The sequence below is a fragment of the Bdellovibrio sp. HCB117 genome (genome assembly GCF_047305915.1).
GTDB lineage: Bacteria > Bdellovibrionota > Bdellovibrionia > Bdellovibrionales > Bdellovibrionaceae > Bdellovibrio > Bdellovibrio bacteriovorus_B.
Genome location: NZ_CP178622.1, coordinates 1024329 through 1043276 on the forward strand (window position 1 = coordinate 1024329; position 18948 = coordinate 1043276).

14 protein-coding genes are annotated in these 18948 nt (G+C 46.1%); 9 read left to right on the top strand and 5 right to left on the bottom strand.

Going from position 1 to position 18948, the window contains the following annotated elements:
- Nucleotides 1-12 precede the first annotated feature (12 nt).
- Complete coding sequence (dbpA, locus tag ACLWBD_RS04970) at nt 13-1398, bottom strand: ATP-dependent RNA helicase DbpA (RefSeq protein WP_413569811.1); 1386 nt, start codon at nt 1396-1398, stop codon at nt 13-15.
- A 111-nt stretch (nt 1399-1509) separates the two neighbouring features.
- Between dbpA and ACLWBD_RS04975 the strand changes: the two genes are divergently transcribed.
- Both ACLWBD_RS04975 and ACLWBD_RS04980 read left to right on the top strand, forming a co-directional pair.
- The gene (locus ACLWBD_RS04975) at nt 1510-2166 is read left to right on the top strand and encodes a hypothetical protein (RefSeq protein ID WP_413569813.1); all 657 of its coding nucleotides are present in this window, start codon (nt 1510-1512) and stop codon (nt 2164-2166) included.
- Nucleotides 2167-2297: 131 nt separating this feature from the next.
- The gene (locus ACLWBD_RS04980; protein WP_413569815.1) at nt 2298-3653 is read left to right on the top strand and encodes a hypothetical protein; all 1356 of its coding nucleotides are present in this window, start codon (nt 2298-2300) and stop codon (nt 3651-3653) included.
- Between the two features lie 55 nt (nt 3654-3708).
- On the opposite strand, the gene ACLWBD_RS04985 is transcribed toward ACLWBD_RS04980, so the two are convergent.
- The 3 genes from ACLWBD_RS04985 to ACLWBD_RS04995 form a co-directional block, all read right to left on the bottom strand.
- Nucleotides 3709-7056: a 6-bladed beta-propeller gene (locus ACLWBD_RS04985; RefSeq protein WP_413569817.1), complete on the bottom strand. Its 3348-nt coding sequence runs from the start codon at nt 7054-7056 to the stop codon at nt 3709-3711.
- A gap of 116 nt (nt 7057-7172) precedes the next feature.
- Nucleotides 7173-10892 (bottom strand): TolB protein, encoded by a 3720-nt coding sequence (locus ACLWBD_RS04990; protein ID WP_413569819.1) that lies wholly within the window; start codon nt 10890-10892, stop codon nt 7173-7175.
- A 213-nt stretch (nt 10893-11105) separates the two neighbouring features.
- Nucleotides 11106-11747: an NAD(P)H-dependent oxidoreductase gene (locus ACLWBD_RS04995; RefSeq protein ID WP_063209051.1), complete on the bottom strand. Its 642-nt coding sequence runs from the start codon at nt 11745-11747 to the stop codon at nt 11106-11108.
- Nucleotides 11748-11919: 172 nt separating this feature from the next.
- On the opposite strand from ACLWBD_RS04995, the gene ACLWBD_RS05000 reads away from it, so the two are divergent.
- The 6 genes from ACLWBD_RS05000 to ACLWBD_RS05025 all read left to right on the top strand — a co-directional run bounded on the left by ACLWBD_RS05000 (nt 11920) and on the right by ACLWBD_RS05025 (nt 18210).
- Entirely contained in the window at nt 11920-12330 is a 411-nt protein-coding gene (locus tag ACLWBD_RS05000; protein ID WP_063209053.1) for an RrF2 family transcriptional regulator, read from the top strand.
- 17 nt (nt 12331-12347) lie between these two features.
- A complete protein-coding gene (locus ACLWBD_RS05005) occupies nt 12348-12902 on the top strand; it encodes a GNAT family N-acetyltransferase (RefSeq protein ID WP_063209055.1) in 555 nt (184 codons plus the stop codon).
- Nucleotides 12892-13074, top strand: a complete 183-nt coding sequence (locus tag ACLWBD_RS05010; protein ID WP_413569823.1) for a DUF5522 domain-containing protein — start codon at nt 12892-12894, stop codon at nt 13072-13074. Before ACLWBD_RS05005 ends, ACLWBD_RS05010 begins: the two co-directional genes overlap by 11 nt.
- A 252-nt stretch (nt 13075-13326) precedes the next feature.
- The gene (locus tag ACLWBD_RS05015) at nt 13327-14973 is read left to right on the top strand and encodes a microtubule-binding protein (protein WP_063209059.1); all 1647 of its coding nucleotides are present in this window, start codon (nt 13327-13329) and stop codon (nt 14971-14973) included.
- 9 nt (nt 14974-14982) lie between these two features.
- Nucleotides 14983-15885 carry a hypothetical protein gene (locus ACLWBD_RS05020; RefSeq protein ID WP_253696905.1) on the top strand — a complete coding sequence of 301 codons (903 nt, stop codon included), beginning with the start codon at nt 14983-14985 and terminating at the stop codon, nt 15883-15885.
- Nucleotides 15886-15924: 39 nt separating this feature from the next.
- Nucleotides 15925-18210: an FHA domain-containing protein gene (locus tag ACLWBD_RS05025; protein ID WP_413569826.1), complete on the top strand. Its 2286-nt coding sequence runs from the start codon at nt 15925-15927 to the stop codon at nt 18208-18210.
- Here the strand turns inward: ACLWBD_RS05025 and ACLWBD_RS05030 are convergent.
- Nucleotides 18207-18497 carry a KH domain-containing protein gene (locus ACLWBD_RS05030; protein WP_063209063.1) on the bottom strand — a complete coding sequence of 97 codons (291 nt, stop codon included), beginning with the start codon at nt 18495-18497 and terminating at the stop codon, nt 18207-18209. The genes ACLWBD_RS05025 and ACLWBD_RS05030 overlap by 4 nt on opposite strands.
- A 211-nt stretch (nt 18498-18708) precedes the next feature.
- Between ACLWBD_RS05030 and ACLWBD_RS05035 the strand changes: the two genes are divergently transcribed.
- Entirely contained in the window at nt 18709-18900 is a 192-nt protein-coding gene (locus ACLWBD_RS05035; protein WP_063209065.1) for a helix-turn-helix domain-containing protein, read from the top strand.
- The last annotated feature ends 48 nt before the right edge of the window (nt 18901-18948 follow it).

Consider the following 18948-nt stretch of genomic DNA (forward strand, 5'->3'; position numbering starts at 1 on the left):
TCGCAAATCTTATCAGTGCTTTCGAACGGGATACTTCGTTCCTTTGATCTTCCCATTGCGAAGGCGGTCCATGGCTTGATTCACAGTCTTTCTGGAAATTGCGACATACGTGACTTTATCAAGCACTTCGATTTTACCTACGTCAGCCGCTTTAAGTCCCGCCGTTCCGGTTAAAGCACCCAAGATATCGCCAGGTCGCAATTTATCTTTGCGCCCTCCAGAGATAGAAAGAGTCTGCATGTTTGGCAGAGTCATTCCAGTTAAGCCATGCTGATTTTTATAACCTAACGAAGGGCGAAGAAGCTTTCCTCCGGTGAGTTTTTCAAGCTCCAAAAGTTTCAACGTGTCTTTGGGATTGGCTAAAGTGATGGAAATTCCTGAACGACCGGCTCTTCCAGTGCGACCAATGCGATGAACGTAAGTTTCAGATTGTACGGGAAGGTCATAGTTTACGACCATCTCCAGGGCATCGATATCTAACCCACGAGCCGCCACATCGGTTGCGACTAGCAAAGTGATACTGCCATTACGGAACATGGCCATCACTTGATCACGCTCGCGCTGATCAAGGTCCCCGTGCAACCCACCACAAGGAACATCATTCTTTTCGATAGCAGCGACAACTTCGTTAACGGTCGCCTTCATATTGCAGAAGATGATTGTCGATTTTGAAGGATGCTGTTGCAACACGCGCATCAGAACGTTCAGCTTTTCATCCTCACGAGCGTCGTAAACGATCTGCTCGATGGAAGAACTTTCTCCCTCGGGATCGGTGATTTGAACACTGACAGGATTGCGCTGATAACTTTTGCTTAACGCTTGAATGGATTCAGGAAAAGTCGCTGAAAACAAAGCGGTTTGGCGTTTTGATGGAAGCACTTTCATGATCGCACGGATTTCTTTTTCAAAACCCATTTCCAGCATTTTATCGGCTTCGTCAAAAACCACTGTAGCCACATCATTCAGATCAATACGATCTCGCGTGATATGGTCTAAGATTCTTCCCGGAGTTCCTACGGCAATGTGAACTCCGTTTTCCAAAGATTGCGCTTGGTCCCGGCCGGTCTGACCGCCGATGAGAGGAAGAACTTTAAGGCCTACAAACTTGCGACCCCATTTGCGGATTTCCGTAACAACTTGGGTGGCAAGTTCACGAGTCGGGCAGATGATCAATGCCTGAATGTTCTGATTTTCAAGATTCACTTTATTCAAGATCGGTAGTGAAAACGCCGCGGTTTTTCCGCTGCCAGTTTTAGCTTGGCCCAGGACATCTTTTCCTTCCAGAAGAAGAGGGATGCTGGCCTGCTGAATGGGCGTCATTTTCTCGTAGCCTAATTCCTGAACGACGGAAAGCAGTTCAGTGCAGAGTTTTAGGGAACGGAAGTCAGTTGAATCCAAAGGAACCTCGAGATCGATTATTTGTCTTTGGTGTACCAGAATGCGGCCTTATTGCCTAGGTTCGCCCAAGTTTAAGTTGCTTTTCCTGCATGAATTTCACATTGTAGGGCCATGAAAAACGCCACAATCGGTCTGATCATTGGAGTCGTGCTTGTCGGGGGCCTTACCCTCTATTTCCTTACGGACAGTCAGCCCGGCTCCGACTCGTTTTTACGTAAAGCGTTTGTAGCATCGACGTTTCAAAAAGAAGAACCAAAACAAAATGCAGTTAACGGCGACGAGCCTCCCAATACCGAAATCCACGTGTCGACGGAGTTTCGGGATTGGGTGAAAAATTCTTCCGAAAGCCTTCACGAATCGGTCGAGTCCCAAGAGCAGACGGAAGCTCTGCTAAGAACGAAGTCGTTGGCGTTGTCCCTTCAAGAAAGCCAGTATCTGGCGCAAATGGCCTTGCAAGCCTCGGCCCCGGCGAATACGCGCATTTTTTCGGTATATCTTTTAGGGCTTCAGGCCCCTCATAATCTTTCGGCGATCAGTGCGGTTCTAGAAGCTCCGTTAAGCTTTCAGGAAAAGCCGGCGACCCATTCTCCAGAAGAGACTTTGGCCATGCAGGAAAAGTCTTTGCGTCGTATGGCCATTGAAGATCTTTTAAAGAGCTTTCAAAAAGGGGAGCTTCCCCGCGAACAGATCGTTCAGACCTTTGATAAGATTCCCGACGCGCAGTTGAAGAAATACGCCCATACTCGTCTGCAGGAACTGACGAAGTAATTGGCAGGCCACATGTTCCGCGAAAAGTATGTGTTTTTTGTAATAGGCCGCATTAATCCTGCGTTTTTTTGGTGATATTGTTCTTGAGGCGAATACACTCTCCGCCAAGTTCATTAAATGGAGGGGATTTTATGAACAAACTTTTCATCGCGTTAGTACTCACGCTTTTGGGTTCTACAAGCTTGGCTGCGGACTGTATTTCAAAAAGTGAAATGCAGACAATTGCTTCACACTTTTCTCAGTTCAGACAATTAGCGAATAAAGATTACTGCTACGACGGCTCGCAAACAGCGAACCTTCTTCAGGCGATCATGTTCATGCGTAAAACGGCGTTTGAACCGAACATGCAAAAAAGCCAGGACGAGTTATTCTCAGGCCGTTTTTCTTCCAGCTGGTATGACTACTTCATCGGTCGCATCGAGGACATTGATGTTCAAGCAAACTGCCCGAAAGGTGTAGGCGCTTACGTTTATGGATTCGGCAACACGATGTACGTGTGCCCGATGATGTTGACAGAAAGTTTTTCGGCATTAGATCGCGCGAGCGTTTTCATGCACGAAGCTCGTCACATTGACGGTTATCCTCATACAACTTGTTCTCGTGGAGCGCGCAAAGGTCTTTCTGGCGCTTGCGACACGCGCATTTCTGATGGCGGTTCCTATGCTGTCAGTGTCGAAACTTACGCGCAACTCGCGAAGTACGCGACAGACATTCACCCAGCGTTAAAAGCTTACGCAATGTCTTCCGCAGTGACTTACGCGGATGAAGCTTTCGAAGTTCCAGTGAAAATTGATCGTGAGCAAAAACTTTTGTTGATGGCGGAATCCACGCAGCTTTACTCCATGGATCTTTCTGGCAACAACAAGCTGACGGCTTTAGGAAACGCTCCATTCTTGGGTAAGATCGTTCCTCGTGCCCAGCACATGATTTTGATTCCAACAGATCGCACTCAAAATGCGCGCTACATGTTCGCTAATAACGAAGGTGAAATCGTGCAGTCTGCGGGTGACTCCATTGTTGAATACAATACGCAAGCTCCGGCACAACGTGCGGAACTTGCCGATCTTCACTTGGGCGCGCAATGGACAGCGAAGGTTTATACCTCAAAAATCACTTTTGCCTGTGACCCACGTTCACCATCAGCAAAAGACGTAAAGATCCCGCAAGGGGAGGCTGTCAGCATTCTTTACACGAACGGTTATTCTCGCGCGGCTCGTTCGAACTATCTTCTAGCTTCTAACGGCCAAGTGTATGAGTTCGGTTGTAACGAAAGAGGCCTAAGCCCCTTCATCAATCCAGTGAATACACCGATGGCTTCAGGACTTGTAAGAGCTTACAAAGTGAATGGCCAAGTGATTGGTTTGACGGATACAGGTTCACTGGTTGCTGTGAACGGCACACAAACAACCCCGCTGAATACGGGGCTTGATGGACAGATCTACGAGATCGCACCTCGTGAATCGTTTAGCTTCATGGATGCACAATAAAGAAAAAATCAAACCCCGAGAGAGATCTCGGGGTTTTTTGTTTCTGAGGCTCTCATTAATCAAAAAGCTGAACACCCGCTGGTGAAAACTTCAGGACCTGGTTTCTCGTGCTATCGCTGATATAAATATTTCCTGCGCTATCAACGGCGATACCTCGGGGAGAATTAACTTTTCTGCCAAGGCCGGACGAGCTAATGGTTGCTTTGAATGCTCCTGTACTACTGAATATGTGCGCAACTCCAACTTGGTCAGCCGCGATAATGTCGCCATTCGGTGAAACAGCCGCATCGCCTAAAACTTGACTAAATTTGCCACTTGTAGACCCCCATCCACCCGACGAAAACAAAAATGTTCCCGTGGGACTGAACTTCAGCACGTGGTAGTCAGATGCGATATAAAAATTGTTAGAGCTGTCGATACTTATTCCAGCGGGAGAAAAAAATCCACTATCCGGTGTGCCCGCAGTGTCGAAGGCTTCAGTGACAACGCCCGTATCTGGATTAAGACGTCTGATTTTTGAACCCGTCGAGGTGAAATAAAGCTGACCGGCAGAATCCAAAGCCAAGGCGGTAGCTTTCATTCCGATAGGATAGGTCCTTTGCCAATTTCCCGCAGCATCGAACTTTTGAATTCGGTTGCCGTTATCAGCAACAAAGAAACTGCCGTCATTCATGACTGCGATAGCCCCAGGATATTGAAACTGGCCGTCTCCGTTACCGTTTGAGCCCACTTTCATCAAAAAATCACCGTTATTATCAAACTTTTGAATTCGGTGATTGTGGCTCTCTGCGACCCAGATATTTTGAGAGGCATCGACTGAAATTTTTTGAAGAATGTAGAAATGTCCATCATCGTTGGAAAATCTTCGCACCAAAGGCGTTGGGTTTAAAGCGCCATCAAATTTTACGATGCCCATCAAATTGGAATCGGCGACAACAAGAGTGCCTTCCGAGTCGATCGTAAAACTTGAAACATAGTCCGGAAAGCTTGTCGGTGACGTTAATAAAACCTGTTTAGATAGCCAGGTGCCCGTGCTGCTAAACCTTTGAAGACCACTTTGGTCTAAAACCAAAATGTCCCCTGAGGAATCGAGAAAAAGATCTTTGAGGCCATTGAACTGCCCATTTCCAGTTCCGTTGCTGCCGAACTTCATGAGGAATGTGCCGCTGGGACTGATTTTTTGAATACGATGATTTCCAGTATCAGCAACAAAGATATTGCCGACAGAATCAATTTTTATGTCTTCAATGTTTATGAATTGGCCATCACCAGTTCCCGAGGAACCGATATTAGCCTGCCACTCTCCAACGCTATTAAATTTTTGAATTATGTGGCGACCGTCGGCCACATAGACATTTCCTGCTGAGTCTACGGCGACTTCTCTCATGTCGTTAAAATATCCGTTTTCTGTCGAACCTACCGGGGTCGCTGGTATTTGCATCAGCCATTCACCGGTTGGGCTGAATTTTTGAACCCGTCGATTCACGTTGTCACCGACATACAAATTGCCTGCAGAGTCTGAAGCAAGACCTTTAAGTGGATTGATCATCCCTTTGAAGGATCCGAATTCACCAATGGTAAAAAGAACATTCCCGTGTTTATCGAATTTGCGAACAGACGGTGTCGCTGCATCATACACCCAAAGGTCGGTGCCATGGGCGAAGACATATTTTGGATCAAACGCGGCCCAAGGACTTCCTAACGGAAATTTGCTGTTAAAGATTTTGTGATCCGAGGCGGCGGCAATGCTGTTGCCCCGTTTTAAAAAGGCATAATACGATTTGGGATCTTTATATAATTTTTGTGGGCGAGTAATGTCCAACGAAGTGGGAAGAGGCCCTGTTTGCCAAGTACAACCGTCCGTAGAATTCACATTCAAGCGAAGGCACCAGGAGTCATAATTCGCACCCACCATAGTGACACTGACATTGGCGCTTGTGAAAGGACTGTTGACTGAAAAACTTGTGAACGAAGGCGGGGGAGTGATGGTCGCAATAGTATCAGCCACATTTCCATCGGAGTCCGTCAAACGTAAAGTCGTCGTACCGGCTGTGCCTGGAGCGGTGAATGTCAATCCACTGACCGAGCCTGCGCCACTGAGTATGGATGCGCTGACCGGAGGAACCCCACCGGTGTACGTCACGGTGGCGGTGTCGCCAATGCCGACGGCAAATGCATTTCCCGCTAAAGGTTCATAAACGGTGATGGTCATTTGTGAAGTCATGCTTAAGCTGTCAGTAACGGCGATTGTTTTACTTCCCGAAGTTGAAGCAGAGTAAACACCCGAGATGGCATCAATGCTTCCGCCACCAGAAACAATCGAATATGTATAAGGTGGAAAACCATTTGATGCCGTAAATGCCACGGCAACTCCCGGTGGCATTGAAGAACGATTGACGGCCAGTGAAACAGAAGTAACGACATCAACCAGCGATGTGGCTGTGTTCCCCAAAGAGTCCGTTATTATCACGGTGTCGGCGGAAGCCGTGTTGGGTGCCGTATAGGAGCCTGTCATAAGACTGATTGTTCCTGTGCTGCCAACACCCATCGTGTAGGTGTAAGGTGGAACCCCACCTGTCGCTGAAAAAGAGCTTAAAGTCGAAGTCAATAATCGAGCGCTCGCTGGAGAGGCCGCCAACACTGGATTCACCGTGAGTGTACGATCGAAAGTATTTCCTAAGGAATCTGTCACTCGTAAAGTCACAGTACCCGTGCCTCCTGCGGAAGTGTAGGTGCCCGTGCTAGCACCAATAGATCCTGGTCCCGATACAAGCGAATAACTGTAGCCAGGCACGCCACCGCTTCCTGTCAGTGTGGCGGTGTTGTTGGCGGCAATAACACCGCGATTCAGCGAAGAGCTCAATGCCGGATTGATGGTGATATTTATAGAAACTGAATTTGCAAGACTGTCCGTAATTGTGACGGTCGCGGGATTTAAAGATCCATCGGGAGTGAACACTCCGCCTGTCGTGATAGTTCCACCGGTCGCAGAAAATGTATAGGGTGGCACGCCATGATTTGCCGTATAGGTATAAGAACTATTTGTGCTTAAGGTCAGTTGTTTCGGAGAAACATCAAGTGAAGCCGTCACCGGAATTTTTATGAAAGTCTCTGTGCCGTCACCGTCGGTAATTTTAACAAGAACATCTCCGGGAGTTGTTCCCGGAGTTAACGTGCTTCCAGAAATAGTGGCATCACCGTTAACAACTTCGAAAGTGAAAGGAGATTTTCCTGTGGCAGGAGTTAGGGCTGATAAATCAAGAGTGTTATCGACACTCACGGTGGGTCCGGGAGAAACTGTGGCTAGGGGCATTTTTCCAAGAAGGCTTGCGATATTCGCAGTAACACCGCAACCAGTAATTAGCATCAGACTTATGAGACTGACCCAAAAGCGAAGTGACATTTTTATCCCCAAAACACAAAAAAATGAAAACGAACCCGACAGAAGTGTTTCCCTACTCTTCGTCATATTATAGGTGGGTACTGAGCTAAATGTACGCGATTCGTGAAGGGAGTGTTTTAAAGTGAGTCAACGAACAGCTCTAAGAGCTGATTTTGATAAGCATCACTTAGGAAAAACACATGCGATGTACTAATGACAGGGGAGTACCAAACGCCGGTGTTTCCTGAAAGTCCAGGCATATGATTTTTTAAACCCGTTCCATCGGCGTTTACGGAATAAAGACTTAACATTCCATCTGCGTCGGCATCTGCACGATAGAACACGCGCGTGTTTCCCGAATACACGAAGAAATCATAGATATCGGCATAAGCAGGCAAGGTGACGAGTTTGCGTTGTAAAGTCCCGTCCCACTTCACGGCGTAAAGATCCCATTTTCCTAAGGTGTCGATAAGACCTGAATAAACAATCGTGCGATCCGCATCGTCTAAAATGCGCACGGCTTGCAAAGTATTGGCATTCACCTGACCGCCGGCGTAGGGAGCTTTACTAATCTTTTTTGAATCAGTTCCATCAAAATTAGAACTGTAGATTTCATAAATTTCCGGCGCCGACTCGCTAAGCGTGATTAAGCGCTTGTTGCTTCCTTCGATGAGGGCTTCAGACCAACTGGTGTTGGCGGTGGCATCCAACGAAGCGTTGATAGGATATAAAGTTTGGGTGCTGATATTGAAAGTTTTAAGGGCGGTCTTTCCGTCTGTCGCCCAATCGCCTTTGATAATAGCGTAAGAAGAATCCGGACTGAAATTACAGTCTGTCGCCATTCGTGCTGTATCGATGCCTACGTCCACCAGATAATTTGTTGCTGGTGTGGCTACATTCACCAGGCGCACATCGTTTCGGCGGGCTACCGTGAGGTAACCCCAGTAACAAACCCAAGCAGAGTCTTTCGAAATTGAAAACCCGTTGACATCGAAAGCGGATCCAATCGCGGCATTCAGGGCGACAGGTGCTCCGCCGGAAAGGGGAATCATATCCACTTCAATTTTTGTAGCCACTCGATAGTCCCATCGCACGACAATGGCAGAACCATCGGGTGTGACATCCCACTGATTGATCGTCGTGGTATGCGAGTAAGCCGGTGTAAGTTTCGTGTTGCCTGTGCCATCAAAATTGACGACGTAAATATCCATCACGGAATCCGCGGCAAGATCACCCATGTAAAGGATTTTGTTCACGGACTCGATGACTTTATACTGAGTGATGTTTCCGCCAGACGCTGTGATGGCCGCGTTCAATTTTAAAGGTGTGCTGGCTGAAGACGTGTCCGAAATATAAAGCTCTTCCTTGCCAGCTGTATCCTGATCCGCGATGTAGATCACCTTTGCTCCATCCGCTGTGACGGAAAAGCTGCGTATTGTTCCACCACCTGTAGGAAAATTTTTGGTCATTCGCAACACGTTGGAACCGTCAGCATCCGCAACATAAATGTGCATTTCTGCGTCCAGAGTGGGATTCTGACGGAAAACGATTTTGGATCCATCCGCCGCAGCAAGTGGGGCAGGAACGTCGCCAGAAATAATTTGTGGCATCGTAATGCTAGTTAAAGAAGGAGACGAAAGACTGAGAGAGGCTAAGTAAACTCCATAGACATTATCCGTGATAGTGTCGGACTGAAACACGGCCAGGTTGCGTGTCCAATCGATAAAATAATTCTGATTAGCAAACATCACACCGCCAGTAGCAATGGAAATTGCGGGACTGATTTTTCGAATAGAGCTGCCATCGACTGATGCCAAAAACATCTCGTAGCGCGCATCGACCAAAAGATCCGAAACAAAAACGACTCGGTCACTGGCAGGGCTTACTTTTATGACCGGATAGTCGTGCGCGAAAGTGGCGATCGAGTTTGTCGTCAATTTTACGGGAGGTTCTGATCCATCCACCTTGGCGCTGTAAAGGTCAAACTTCATATCGTTGGTAGAGGCATAGCTGACCCCTGATAAGTCCGCAATGAATAGCACTCGCGTATTGTCCGGCGTAAATACAATCGAGTCTTCTTTGTAGCCTCCATTAACTCCGTTACGGGTTGCCGTGACAGTCGTGATCTGGTGAGAGTCTGTGCCGTCAAGGTTTGCCACGAAAAGATCATAGTAGTTCGCAGTCGTGACCATGCCGAATCCCAGTTTCAGGGAATCTTGCGACCACGCGTAACTAAGGAGGTCATTCGTGGTACTTGAACAGGCCGGAGAGGCTTGGGTCTCTGCTTTTGTCTCTAGATTTAAAACTAAGAGTGAGTAACAACCCACAAAAGGTCGATCAATACGATAAGCAAGATATTTAGAATTAGGACTGAAGGCACCGATCTCGACGAAACCTTGAGTTCCTGTTGCGGAAATATTCGTGATTTCTCCGCTGACCAAAGAAACCACGGATAAGGCGGTATTGGACCCGCTCAAGAAGGTTTGGTTTTCACGGAAAGTCACCCACTTGCTATCAGGACTGATGCGATACCCGGCATACACACTTTTTCCGGCAGCCATGGTGGGACTGATCTTGCGCAGATTTGTACCATCTAGTTTCACGGCATACAGGTCAATGCCTTCATCAGTATCCTTGTCGGCGCGGAAAATCACTTCTTCGCCGTTGGGTGTGATTAAGAAATCTCGCACATCACCACCGCTCACTAACGAACCGTTCAGTTTAACTTTGGCTCCAGAAAGCACGCTGATGGCGTAAAGATTAAATTCATTGTCGGTGGATTCAATGTCACCCAAAGCGACAACAATATCCTGATTGGGAGCTAATAAGTAGTTAGTGACGCCCCCCACGGGATTTGCAGTTGTCGGTCCCATCAACACCTTATCGTCGGTGCCGTCGATTTTGACAGAATGAAGTTCGCGCAGTTGAGTGCGACCAATGGTAGAGCGCACGTACAGTGCACGTCCGTGTTTGGGCACCGCTGCCAGAAATTTCGAGGTATCAAGACCCCATTGGCCAGAAAGAGGGTTGATGCGAGTAAGACCTGTGTTGTTGAAATTCACGATGCCTAGATCCACCAGGTCGTCGTTGCGAAGGGGACTCGCCATCAGAATGCGACCGCTGTCTCCGTATTGCGTGATGATCCGCACAGACGGAACTCCTGTTGCCGTAATATCGGGGCTGATTTTTTGCCAGCGCGGATAGGCGATGTTCGCCGTCACTGCCGTCGAAATATTTCCTACGGAGTCGAAGTGTTGAATATAAAAATCGATGGAGCTGGCTGTCTCAGAGGAGAGATTGAGTTTGATTTCCCACTTCTGCGATGCTGAACACACGGCCAGATACTCCTGAGAAAGCGACGTCGAGACTTTAACCACATTGAAGGGTTCAGAGCAATCACCGCCGACGGGATAGTTTGCTTTTAGTGACGACAAAGAATAATTCTGTCTGTTATCCAAGGGGCTCACGGTGACAAGAGGTGGAGTCAGATCCACTGTCACCGTTTCAGTATCTTCCGATGTTTTTTTCGCTTCGGTTTCTTCTTGGCGAGCTGTCAAGGCGTACTCGCCCTCAGTAATTCCCTCTAGATCCAGAGGCACCACGAAAGTTTTGTCAGGCAGGCAGGTAGTATTGCCTGAAAAGGAACCCAGTTGAACCTGGACTTCTTTCCCAACGTGGATGCATGAGCCCATCACTGAATAAGAGCGATAATTTGAGGATGAAACAGCTTTATTGTTTTCGTCAAAATTTAAGTGCAAGCGATTAATGCTACGGAAGTCTTCAAGCGATGCATCTAAAGAGCAGGCTGAAGTAAAAAAGCAAATGAGCAGAACGTACCGGTAGATATTTGCACCCATACAAAACTTTTCGGCCTAAAAAGCAAAAACGTTGAGTTTCAAAATGAGATTTTCAGAATGAAAAATTCGAAAAAATGAACGCGAGTTTGCGACAGGGATTTTTAGTGGCTTTGAAGCTGGAAGGCCATCTGGATTGCGAGATTTTCCTCGAGGAAACAGAAAAGAAAAACCCCAGCGTCGGAGGGATGAACACTGGGGTTTTTGCGGCGGGATCTACTTCACGTACTGAATAATCGAGTCTTCTGCGAAGCGGACTTTTTTGAGATTTTGAAATGAGTCTTCAGGATGTCTATATCCCAAAGCAACTGTAGCAACGGATTTCCAGCCTGTTCCTTGCAAACCTAAGATTTCGTCGTAGGCAGCAGGATCAAAGCCCTCCATCGGAGTCGCATCAATCTTTAACATCGCCGCAGTTTCTAATAAGAAGCCCATGGCAATGTAAGCTTGACGTTGCGACCATACACGAATTTTTTCATCTGGAGCTTTAACTAAATTTTCAATCATCATACTTTTGAAGCCATCCAGGGAGGAGTGGGGGATAGAGCGAACTTCAGAAATACGATCGATATATTTTTGTATGAAAGCCTCGTCCATTTCTTCTTTATATAAGAAGACGACATAGTGGCTGGCATCAGTCACTTGGGTTTGATTCCAAGAAACAGTCTTTAATTTTTCACGCAGAGCAGGATTTTCAATGACTAAGAACTTCCACGGCTGAATTCCGTAAGAAGAAGGAGCGAGTTGCAAAGAGTCCTTTAATACTTCCCAATCTTTTTCTGAGATCTTTTTTGTAGCGTCGTAGCGCTTTGTTGCATAACGCCAGTCTAGAGCTTCTTTAATACTTGTATGAGTCATATATTCTCCATGATCTGCATAAATGTAACAGACATGAGCACAATATAATGGGATCTGAGTTTAAATGCAACAGTAAAACGCACATTTAAAAGTCCTATAAACCGCTTAAATTGATTTAGGGCCCTAAGTCCTTAAGATTGTTTATTTTTAGGGATTGAGGTAAGATCTCATTATGGTCGATCAAAGATTTTCTGTCTCAGTTCATATCATGACGGTCCTTGCTTATCACAAGGGCGAGTTGCTGACGTCAGATCAGTTAGCCAACAGCATTCGCACGAATCCAACAGTGATTCGTCGCTTGGTTTCTCGTCTTGTCGACGCGGGCCTTTTGGAATCCTTCAAAGGAAAATCAGGCGGAGTCAAAATCTTAAAATCACCCAAAGAAATTTCCTTGAAGGAAATCTACACCGCGGTTTGCGATAAAAAATTGATCGCAACACCAGATAAAGAGCCAATGAAACAATGCCTTGTCAGCTGCAACATGGGAAAACTCATGGATGAAGTGGCCAACGGGATTGAAAAGAACTCCATGGAGTATCTGTCAGGAATTCGCCTTTCTGATCTTTGCGGAAAAATCAAATAACAATTAAAGAGGTTGTTGTGACTCCTCATCATCTCCCCGAAACGATCGCGGCCTCGCGTGTGACTCTGAAAAAGCACCGTATTGAGCTTGCGACCGAAATGTTTCGTCGTGTGGATGAAGATCGTGAGCGCTTAGGAAAATTTCTTCCCTGGGTGGCTTGGACAAAAGGTATTCACGACGAGCGCGAATACATCGAGATGACTCACAAGCAGTGGGCCGACTTTAAGATGTTCGATTACGGCGTCTTTCTTAATGACGGCGATATCTATCTTGGAAATGTCGGTGTTCACACCATTGCCTGGGAGCACAACCGCTGCGAACTGGGTTATTGGATCGTGGGTGGGTACGAAGGCCAAGGCTATATTAGTGAAGCCGTAAGAGCCTTGGAAAACGTCCTTTTTGACGAAGGTTTTTTTCGCATTGAAATTCGTTGCTCGGGTGCGAATGCGCGCTCTGCGTCCGTGGCCCTTCGTTGTGGATATATGTTGGAAGGACGGTTGCGCAAACACTGTATCGAAAACGGGCAAAGACGCGACACTCTTATTTACGCGAAACTAAAAAATGGAAATTAAGAAAACCGACGAACTTCATCGCAAAGCCTGCGAGGAAGGGAAAGACAGCTATATAGATCCTGAAACTGGCTATCTGGTTTTCACCGAACTTTTTCACAAACGTCGCGGTCACTGTTGCAACTCAGGCTGCCGTCACTGTCCCTATAAGAAAAAAGAAAAAACGCCAAATTAGAAAACACGTTTTAAGTATTGGCAAAAACAGCGTGGGTTTTAGGTAACATAAAACTTGTGAAACTTCCTTTGACAGAATCTCAACAGAGGCTGAAAAAAAAGTTTTCATAATTATTTGGAATCGTGTCTCGACACCCGGGACATGTTTAACTGTTCGACATTTCTAAGAAAACAAAAACACAAGATTCTGTTTTTGAGGCATAGGACTTCTGTAAACCCCTGTTATCCTTGGTTGCAGGTGGGGTGCGTCTGTATGTCTTTTAATTATAACAAGAATAAAGACCATAATTCGCAAGACAGTTTCTGGACGTCGTATTCGGACTTGTTCTTGGGTTTAAGCACGATCTTTCTGTTGCTTTACGTAACGGCAAGTTTACGTACGGGAACCGAAGGATTGCGAAATCAAATTGAAAATCAAAAGCTTTCCATGAAAGTGGAAGAGCTGGAGCATCAATTGAAGATGTATGAATCAGTCAAGAATGACTATCTGGCAAACCAGGCCACGAAGGACGAAGCGCAAGAGTATCAGGAGCTTATGGATAAGCTCACTCTCTTGCAAGAAGATGCTAAGTCGGAGAAAGACCGCTTAGTGCAAGAAGCTTTGGAAAATGAAAAGAAAGTCAAAGCTCTTAATAAGTACCAGCAAATGGTGCGCAACGTTCTTAACGCCAATAAAATGGCAAAATCTAAGATCATCAACCGTGATGACCTTATTAAAGAACAAGACGTGGAAATCGAAACTCAAGAAACAGAAATCGCTGACCTTAATCAGGATATTCAAGAAAAGAAGCAGCTTATTGCTCAGGGCGAACTTAAAATCCGCCAGACTCAAGCTGTGTTGCAAAAGCGTGTGAACGACCTTCGTGCCGCTTATAAACTGAACAAGATCACGAAGAACTTATTCGAGCAAAAAATGGCGCAGGCTCGTGCGGAAAGCCAACAAAAAGTTCAGCAACTTTCGCAAGTCAATGCTCAATATCAATCTCAGCTTCAAGAAGCGACAACTCAGTTAGGACAAGCTCAAGGAGAGCTTGCAAAAACTCAAGGATTGTTGGCGAAGAAAGAAGGCGAAGTCGTGGGCTTGAGCGGTCAGTTGGCTGAAACAAAAGCCCAAGCGCAAGCGCGTATGGCAGCGATGCAGGCAGGCTTTGCGAATGAAAAAGCTGGTCTCGCGGCAGGATTTGCCAACGAAAAGGCGCGTTTGCAAGCTGGGGTGGCTGCGGCGGAAGCTCGTGCTCAGGCCGAGCGATTGGCCGGAGCGCAAAGAGCAGCCGCACTTCAAGGTCAGTTATCTGATACTCAAGGGCAATTAGCTAAAGCCAAAGCCGAAATCGAAGCGCGAAAAATGGTGGCCGGAGAAATTCAAAGAGGTTTTGCTAAAGCCGGTGTAAAAGCTGATATCGACATGCAAACCGGCGATGTGGTTTTGGATTTCGGTCAAGCGTACTTTGATAGCGACTCCGACCGCTTGAAAGCCGAGATGAAAGGTGTCCTTGAAAAAGCGATGCCAATTTATTCGAAATCTCTTTTTGGCAATCCGCGAGTTTCAGACAAAATTTCAGCCGTCGAAGTGATCGGTTTTGCGTCGCCTACTTATCAAGGACGTTTTATCGATCCGCAAAGTAGCAAGCCTGAAGACAAAGCGGCGATCAAGTACAACATGGACTTGAGTTATCGTCGTGCGAATTCCATTTTTAGTTACATGTTGGATCAACAGAATGTGTCCTTTGATCACCAAAAAGAACTTCTGGGCTTGATGAAAGTCTCTGGTCGAAGTTTCTTGGAAGTGATGAAGGTGCAAAATAGAAATGTCGCTTCAGCAGCCGAATTCTGTAAGCAGAATGACTGCAAAAAAGCGCAGCGTGTGATTATTCGTTTTAGCATGGATCAAAAGAAATAGGGGTGGGTTGTGACTTCAAAAGCTTTAGCAGAATATTTTATTATATTTCTACCTTACGCGATGGGCGCGGTGTTCATGGTTGGCTTCTTCTTCAGAGCCATGATCTATTACACGGTTCGCCGTCATGAGTGGTTTGCCAAAGAATTCGAAAAACGCGTGAATCGTTTTATCGAAGGCGAAGTGCCAGGTAAAGCGCAGAATGTTTCTTTCTATGTTCTTTCGAAAAAACTTTTGGAAAGAACTTATTATGAAGTCTTTGAAATCCGTGATCGTATGAAACGCCGTAAGCCGGATTCCATTATGGCAACAAGTGACCGTGTGTTTTTGGTCCGCCAAGGCTGTGCTTGGTTGGTGAAAGACATTCTTAAACAATTGAAGTTCTTAAAGTGGAGCGAGGGAAATCCTAAGCTCTTGAATATCACAAAGGCGACTTTGCAACATAATCCTTGTTTCAATCGTGTGTTTGGTGTGATCCCGATGGTAGGACTGAATGACTTGATTTCTATCTTACCAGGTCTTTTCGTTGTCGGTGGTATTTTAGGTACCTTCATTGGTATTGCCGGCGGTCTTCAAGAGTTGGGAACTATGAATCTTCAGGATCTAGAAAGTACGAAGAATATCATGGACCGCTTCCTTCATGAAATCTCATTTGCGATGAAGACGTCCATCGTGGGTATTATCTTCTCGCTTTTATCGCACGTGACGAACGTGATTCTTTCTCCGGAAAGATCTTATGTGTCGATGGTCGACCGTTTTGAAAGTGCTTTGGATTTGTTGTGGTACCGCAGTGACAACAACAACTACCCAGAACACGAAAGACCTTTTGATGAACATCGTGATGCCGTTGAAGCTTTGGCCGAGGATGCTTTGAATAAAGAGATAGGAAAGGCAGCCATTGCCCGAGGTGCGTAATTGAATAAGTTTACTGTCACAATCCAAAGGAAGGATCAGGTGCTCAGCCGAGAGGTGAACAAAGACTCGTTCACCATCGGCCGTTCTGTCGATTGTGATATCGCTTTAAACGATAATCACATCAGCCGTGTGCATCTTGTCGTCAATCGTCGTTGGAACCAGATTTGGATCGAAGATAAAAATTCGTCCAATGGGACGTTTATTAACGGAACGAAGATTGTGCAAGGCACACCTGTCAATGTCGTTGTGACTGATAAGGTCCAACTGGGCCGCTCGGAGTACGTTCTGACTTTTGATCTTAAGACGGATGAAGTGGAAGAGCCACTGCCTCAGGAAGAGCCTGTTCCCGAAGAGGAACCGGTTCTTCCGGATACAGTGGCAATGCCGCCACCAAATACTCCGCATTTCCAAGCGGAAAAAATCCTGCATGAAGCAAAACGCAAAGCCGCGCAGATTATTTTAGAAGGCGAAACCCAAGCCGAAAAAAGGGTTCAAGCCATTTATCAAAAGGCGCGTGAAGCCCAATCTCAGGCAGAATACTTTTATCAAACGCGCATGGCGGAGGCTCATAAAGAAGCGGATGCCATTCTTTCTGATTTCCAATCTCAAGGACGTCAACTGCTGACCGAAGCTCGAAAAATGGCTCAAGAGCTGCGAGAAGAAGTTGATATGTACGTGCAGTCTTTAAAAGACAAAGCGAAGGTCGATTCTGAAGACATAGTCTCGGAAGCGACGCTCGCGGCAGAGAAAATGAAAAGCGAAGCTTTAGAAAGTGGTCGCTTAGCAGCGCAGACCGAAGCGGACAGCATGCTGCGTGGGGCCCGTGAAGAGGCGCAACGCATATTGGAATTTTCTCAACTGCAAACGGCAGAAGCGCAGGAAAAATTGCGTTTAGATAAAGAAGCCTTGGAAGTTCTTGCTAAAAACCTGCAAGAAACGGAAGAAAAGCTCCGGTCAGCGCAGTCTACGTTGACAGAAACGGATCAGCGCAACGCCGAGCTGATAGAAAAGAATCAACTGGAAGAAGAACGCGCTGAAGCTCTTTTGAAGAGCGAAGCTTTGCGTTTAAAAGAACTGCACGACAGTGAAGAACTGCGTCTTAAGAATTTGCTTGAAAGTGAAACAGCGCGATTAACGAACTTGCGCGAAACCGAAGACGCGCGGCTAAAAGAAATCGTCAGTAAAGAAGATCAGCGCATTAAAGAGCTTCTATTAAAAGAAGAAACTCGCGTGAAAGAGCTTCTGACTTTGGAGGACTCAAAGCTCAAAGAGCTTCGTTTAGCGCAAGAGATGTTCACCCAACAAAACACGAAGCTTGAAGAATCCATCAAAAACCTTCAAGAAAAGCAGGCTCATCTCAGCATGGATGTCCGTGACATCGAAGCTAAAAAAGCCCACTTGTTTAAGGAATACGACGCGCAGAAGATCTTCCTGAATGAAAAACTAGAAAAAGAAAAATCGCAGATGGTAAAAACGGAAGAAGAGCGTCTTGAAGAAATGCGCCTAGAGATGTCGAAACGCCTTCAAAGAATGGAACAAGATCTTCTGACCGACGTGATTCAGAAAAAATCTTCTTTAATTAAAGAAATCCACGCGGCCGTTGAAAAAGAGATTGTAATGCTTATGGAGCCATCACAATGGCGTAATATCTCTCAATCCGTCGAAAACCACATCAAAGAAGCCATCGAAGGCAAAGTGGCCTCGCTGGCCCAATCAACGACCGCATCTTCATCTAAACCGGTTGATTTGATGAAGAAACGTAAGTCAGAGAAAGTTCGCTGGGCGTCCGTGGGGCTTGCCATGGGGGCGTTGGTGTACTTCGTAAGCCAGGTTGTGGTCGAAAAAGTTTCTTCAGATCAAGCACCGATGCAAAGTCTTGTGGCTCAAGAAGCGAAAAAACGACAAGAGGATTTGGAAAAACGTAAGTTCAATCCTCCGCAAGCGGAAGAAGTGAAGGATTCATACACAGACGCGGTTATTTATACGAGAAATTTTCCGGAAATTTACACCGACGAACAATTTCAGCAGAAGTTTTATAAGTCGGCTGCTCAATATTTGTTAAAGACCTGGCGTGTAGATGAAGATAAATCCATCCAGGTGATTTCGACTGCGAATGCCCTGGTGAAAGAGCTAAATGATAAGCGCGCAAAAATTCATCCGGACTTTATTAAAGAAGGTATCGAAAAAATGCGTCAGCTAGAAAAAGACAGCTTGGTGCGCATGAAGGATATTCTTGGTTCAGAAGTGCGTGTGGAATCCTTCCGTCGTTTTGAACGCAACTTCTATAAAGAAGAAGTTCAGCGTCGTCGCATGGCGCAGCACTAATCGTTAAAAGATTCATCTTTTGGAATGTCTGGAAGCTCAATAACACCGCGGCTACCAAAACGTGTGGTCATTGCCATTGTTACTCGGCGCAGCCCCTCAATATTGCGGCCATTTTTTCCTAACAGCACTCCATAGTCATCCGGATGACACTCCACCTTATAAACAGTGGTTCTGCTTCCCGCTGTATATGTGACGTTTACATCGTCTTCGTTCGTGAGCATGGTTCTTAAGATCGAAAGAATGATGTCTTTGACTTCGTCGCGGAAAGGGCGCATTGGTTGATCCATTTTTACTTACCTGCCGTACTATTATTGCTTCCTAAAAATCGGGAAGCGCAATGAAAAAACAAAGGCTAGTTTTGTGGGATCCTTCTATCAACATGTGTTTTGGCAGAAACATGACTCGACCAATGACGGTATAAGAACACCACTGGTAGAATTATACCGTATATATAAACTTGATTAGGTGGCATCCATAGAGACAAAATATGAGAAGCTGATGGTTCGAATTGCGGTGAATATAAAAAGGATCCGCAAGAATAAGGGCCTATCCCAGCGAAACATGGAGGATTTCGGCTTCGATCTCCGCAACTATCAAAGGTTGGAGGCGGGGAATCACTCGCCGAGTCTCTACACACTTCATAAACTCTCCTTAGCATTTAGGGTCGAGATCTCAGAATTTTTTGAGTAAATTTTTAATTAGCCTCTTTAGAACTTGAGGAACACTCCGATAACCCCA

Bases quoted from the DNA above. Each gene is read 5' to 3' on its own strand.
- ACLWBD_RS05010 (WP_413569823.1), top strand. From the start codon at position 12,892: ATGGAAATTAAGAAAACCGACGAACTTCATCGCAAAGCCTGCGAGGAA.
- ACLWBD_RS04990 (WP_413569819.1), bottom strand. From the start codon at position 10,892: ATGGGTGCAAATATCTACCGGTACGTTCTGCTCATTTGCTTTTTTACT.
- ACLWBD_RS04980 (WP_413569815.1), top strand. From the start codon at position 2,298: ATGAACAAACTTTTCATCGCGTTAGTACTCACGCTTTTGGGTTCTACA.
- ACLWBD_RS04975 (WP_413569813.1), top strand. From the start codon at position 1,510: ATGAAAAACGCCACAATCGGTCTGATCATTGGAGTCGTGCTTGTCGGG.
- ACLWBD_RS05030 (WP_063209063.1), bottom strand. From the start codon at position 18,497: ATGGATCAACCAATGCGCCCTTTCCGCGACGAAGTCAAAGACATCATT.
- ACLWBD_RS05015 (WP_063209059.1), top strand. From the start codon at position 13,327: ATGTCTTTTAATTATAACAAGAATAAAGACCATAATTCGCAAGACAGT.
- ACLWBD_RS04995 (WP_063209051.1), bottom strand. From the start codon at position 11,747: ATGACTCATACAAGTATTAAAGAAGCTCTAGACTGGCGTTATGCAACA.
- ACLWBD_RS04985 (WP_413569817.1), bottom strand. From the start codon at position 7,056: ATGTCACTTCGCTTTTGGGTCAGTCTCATAAGTCTGATGCTAATTACT.
- ACLWBD_RS05035 (WP_063209065.1), top strand. From the start codon at position 18,709: ATGGTTCGAATTGCGGTGAATATAAAAAGGATCCGCAAGAATAAGGGC.
- ACLWBD_RS05000 (WP_063209053.1), top strand. From the start codon at position 11,920: ATGGTCGATCAAAGATTTTCTGTCTCAGTTCATATCATGACGGTCCTT.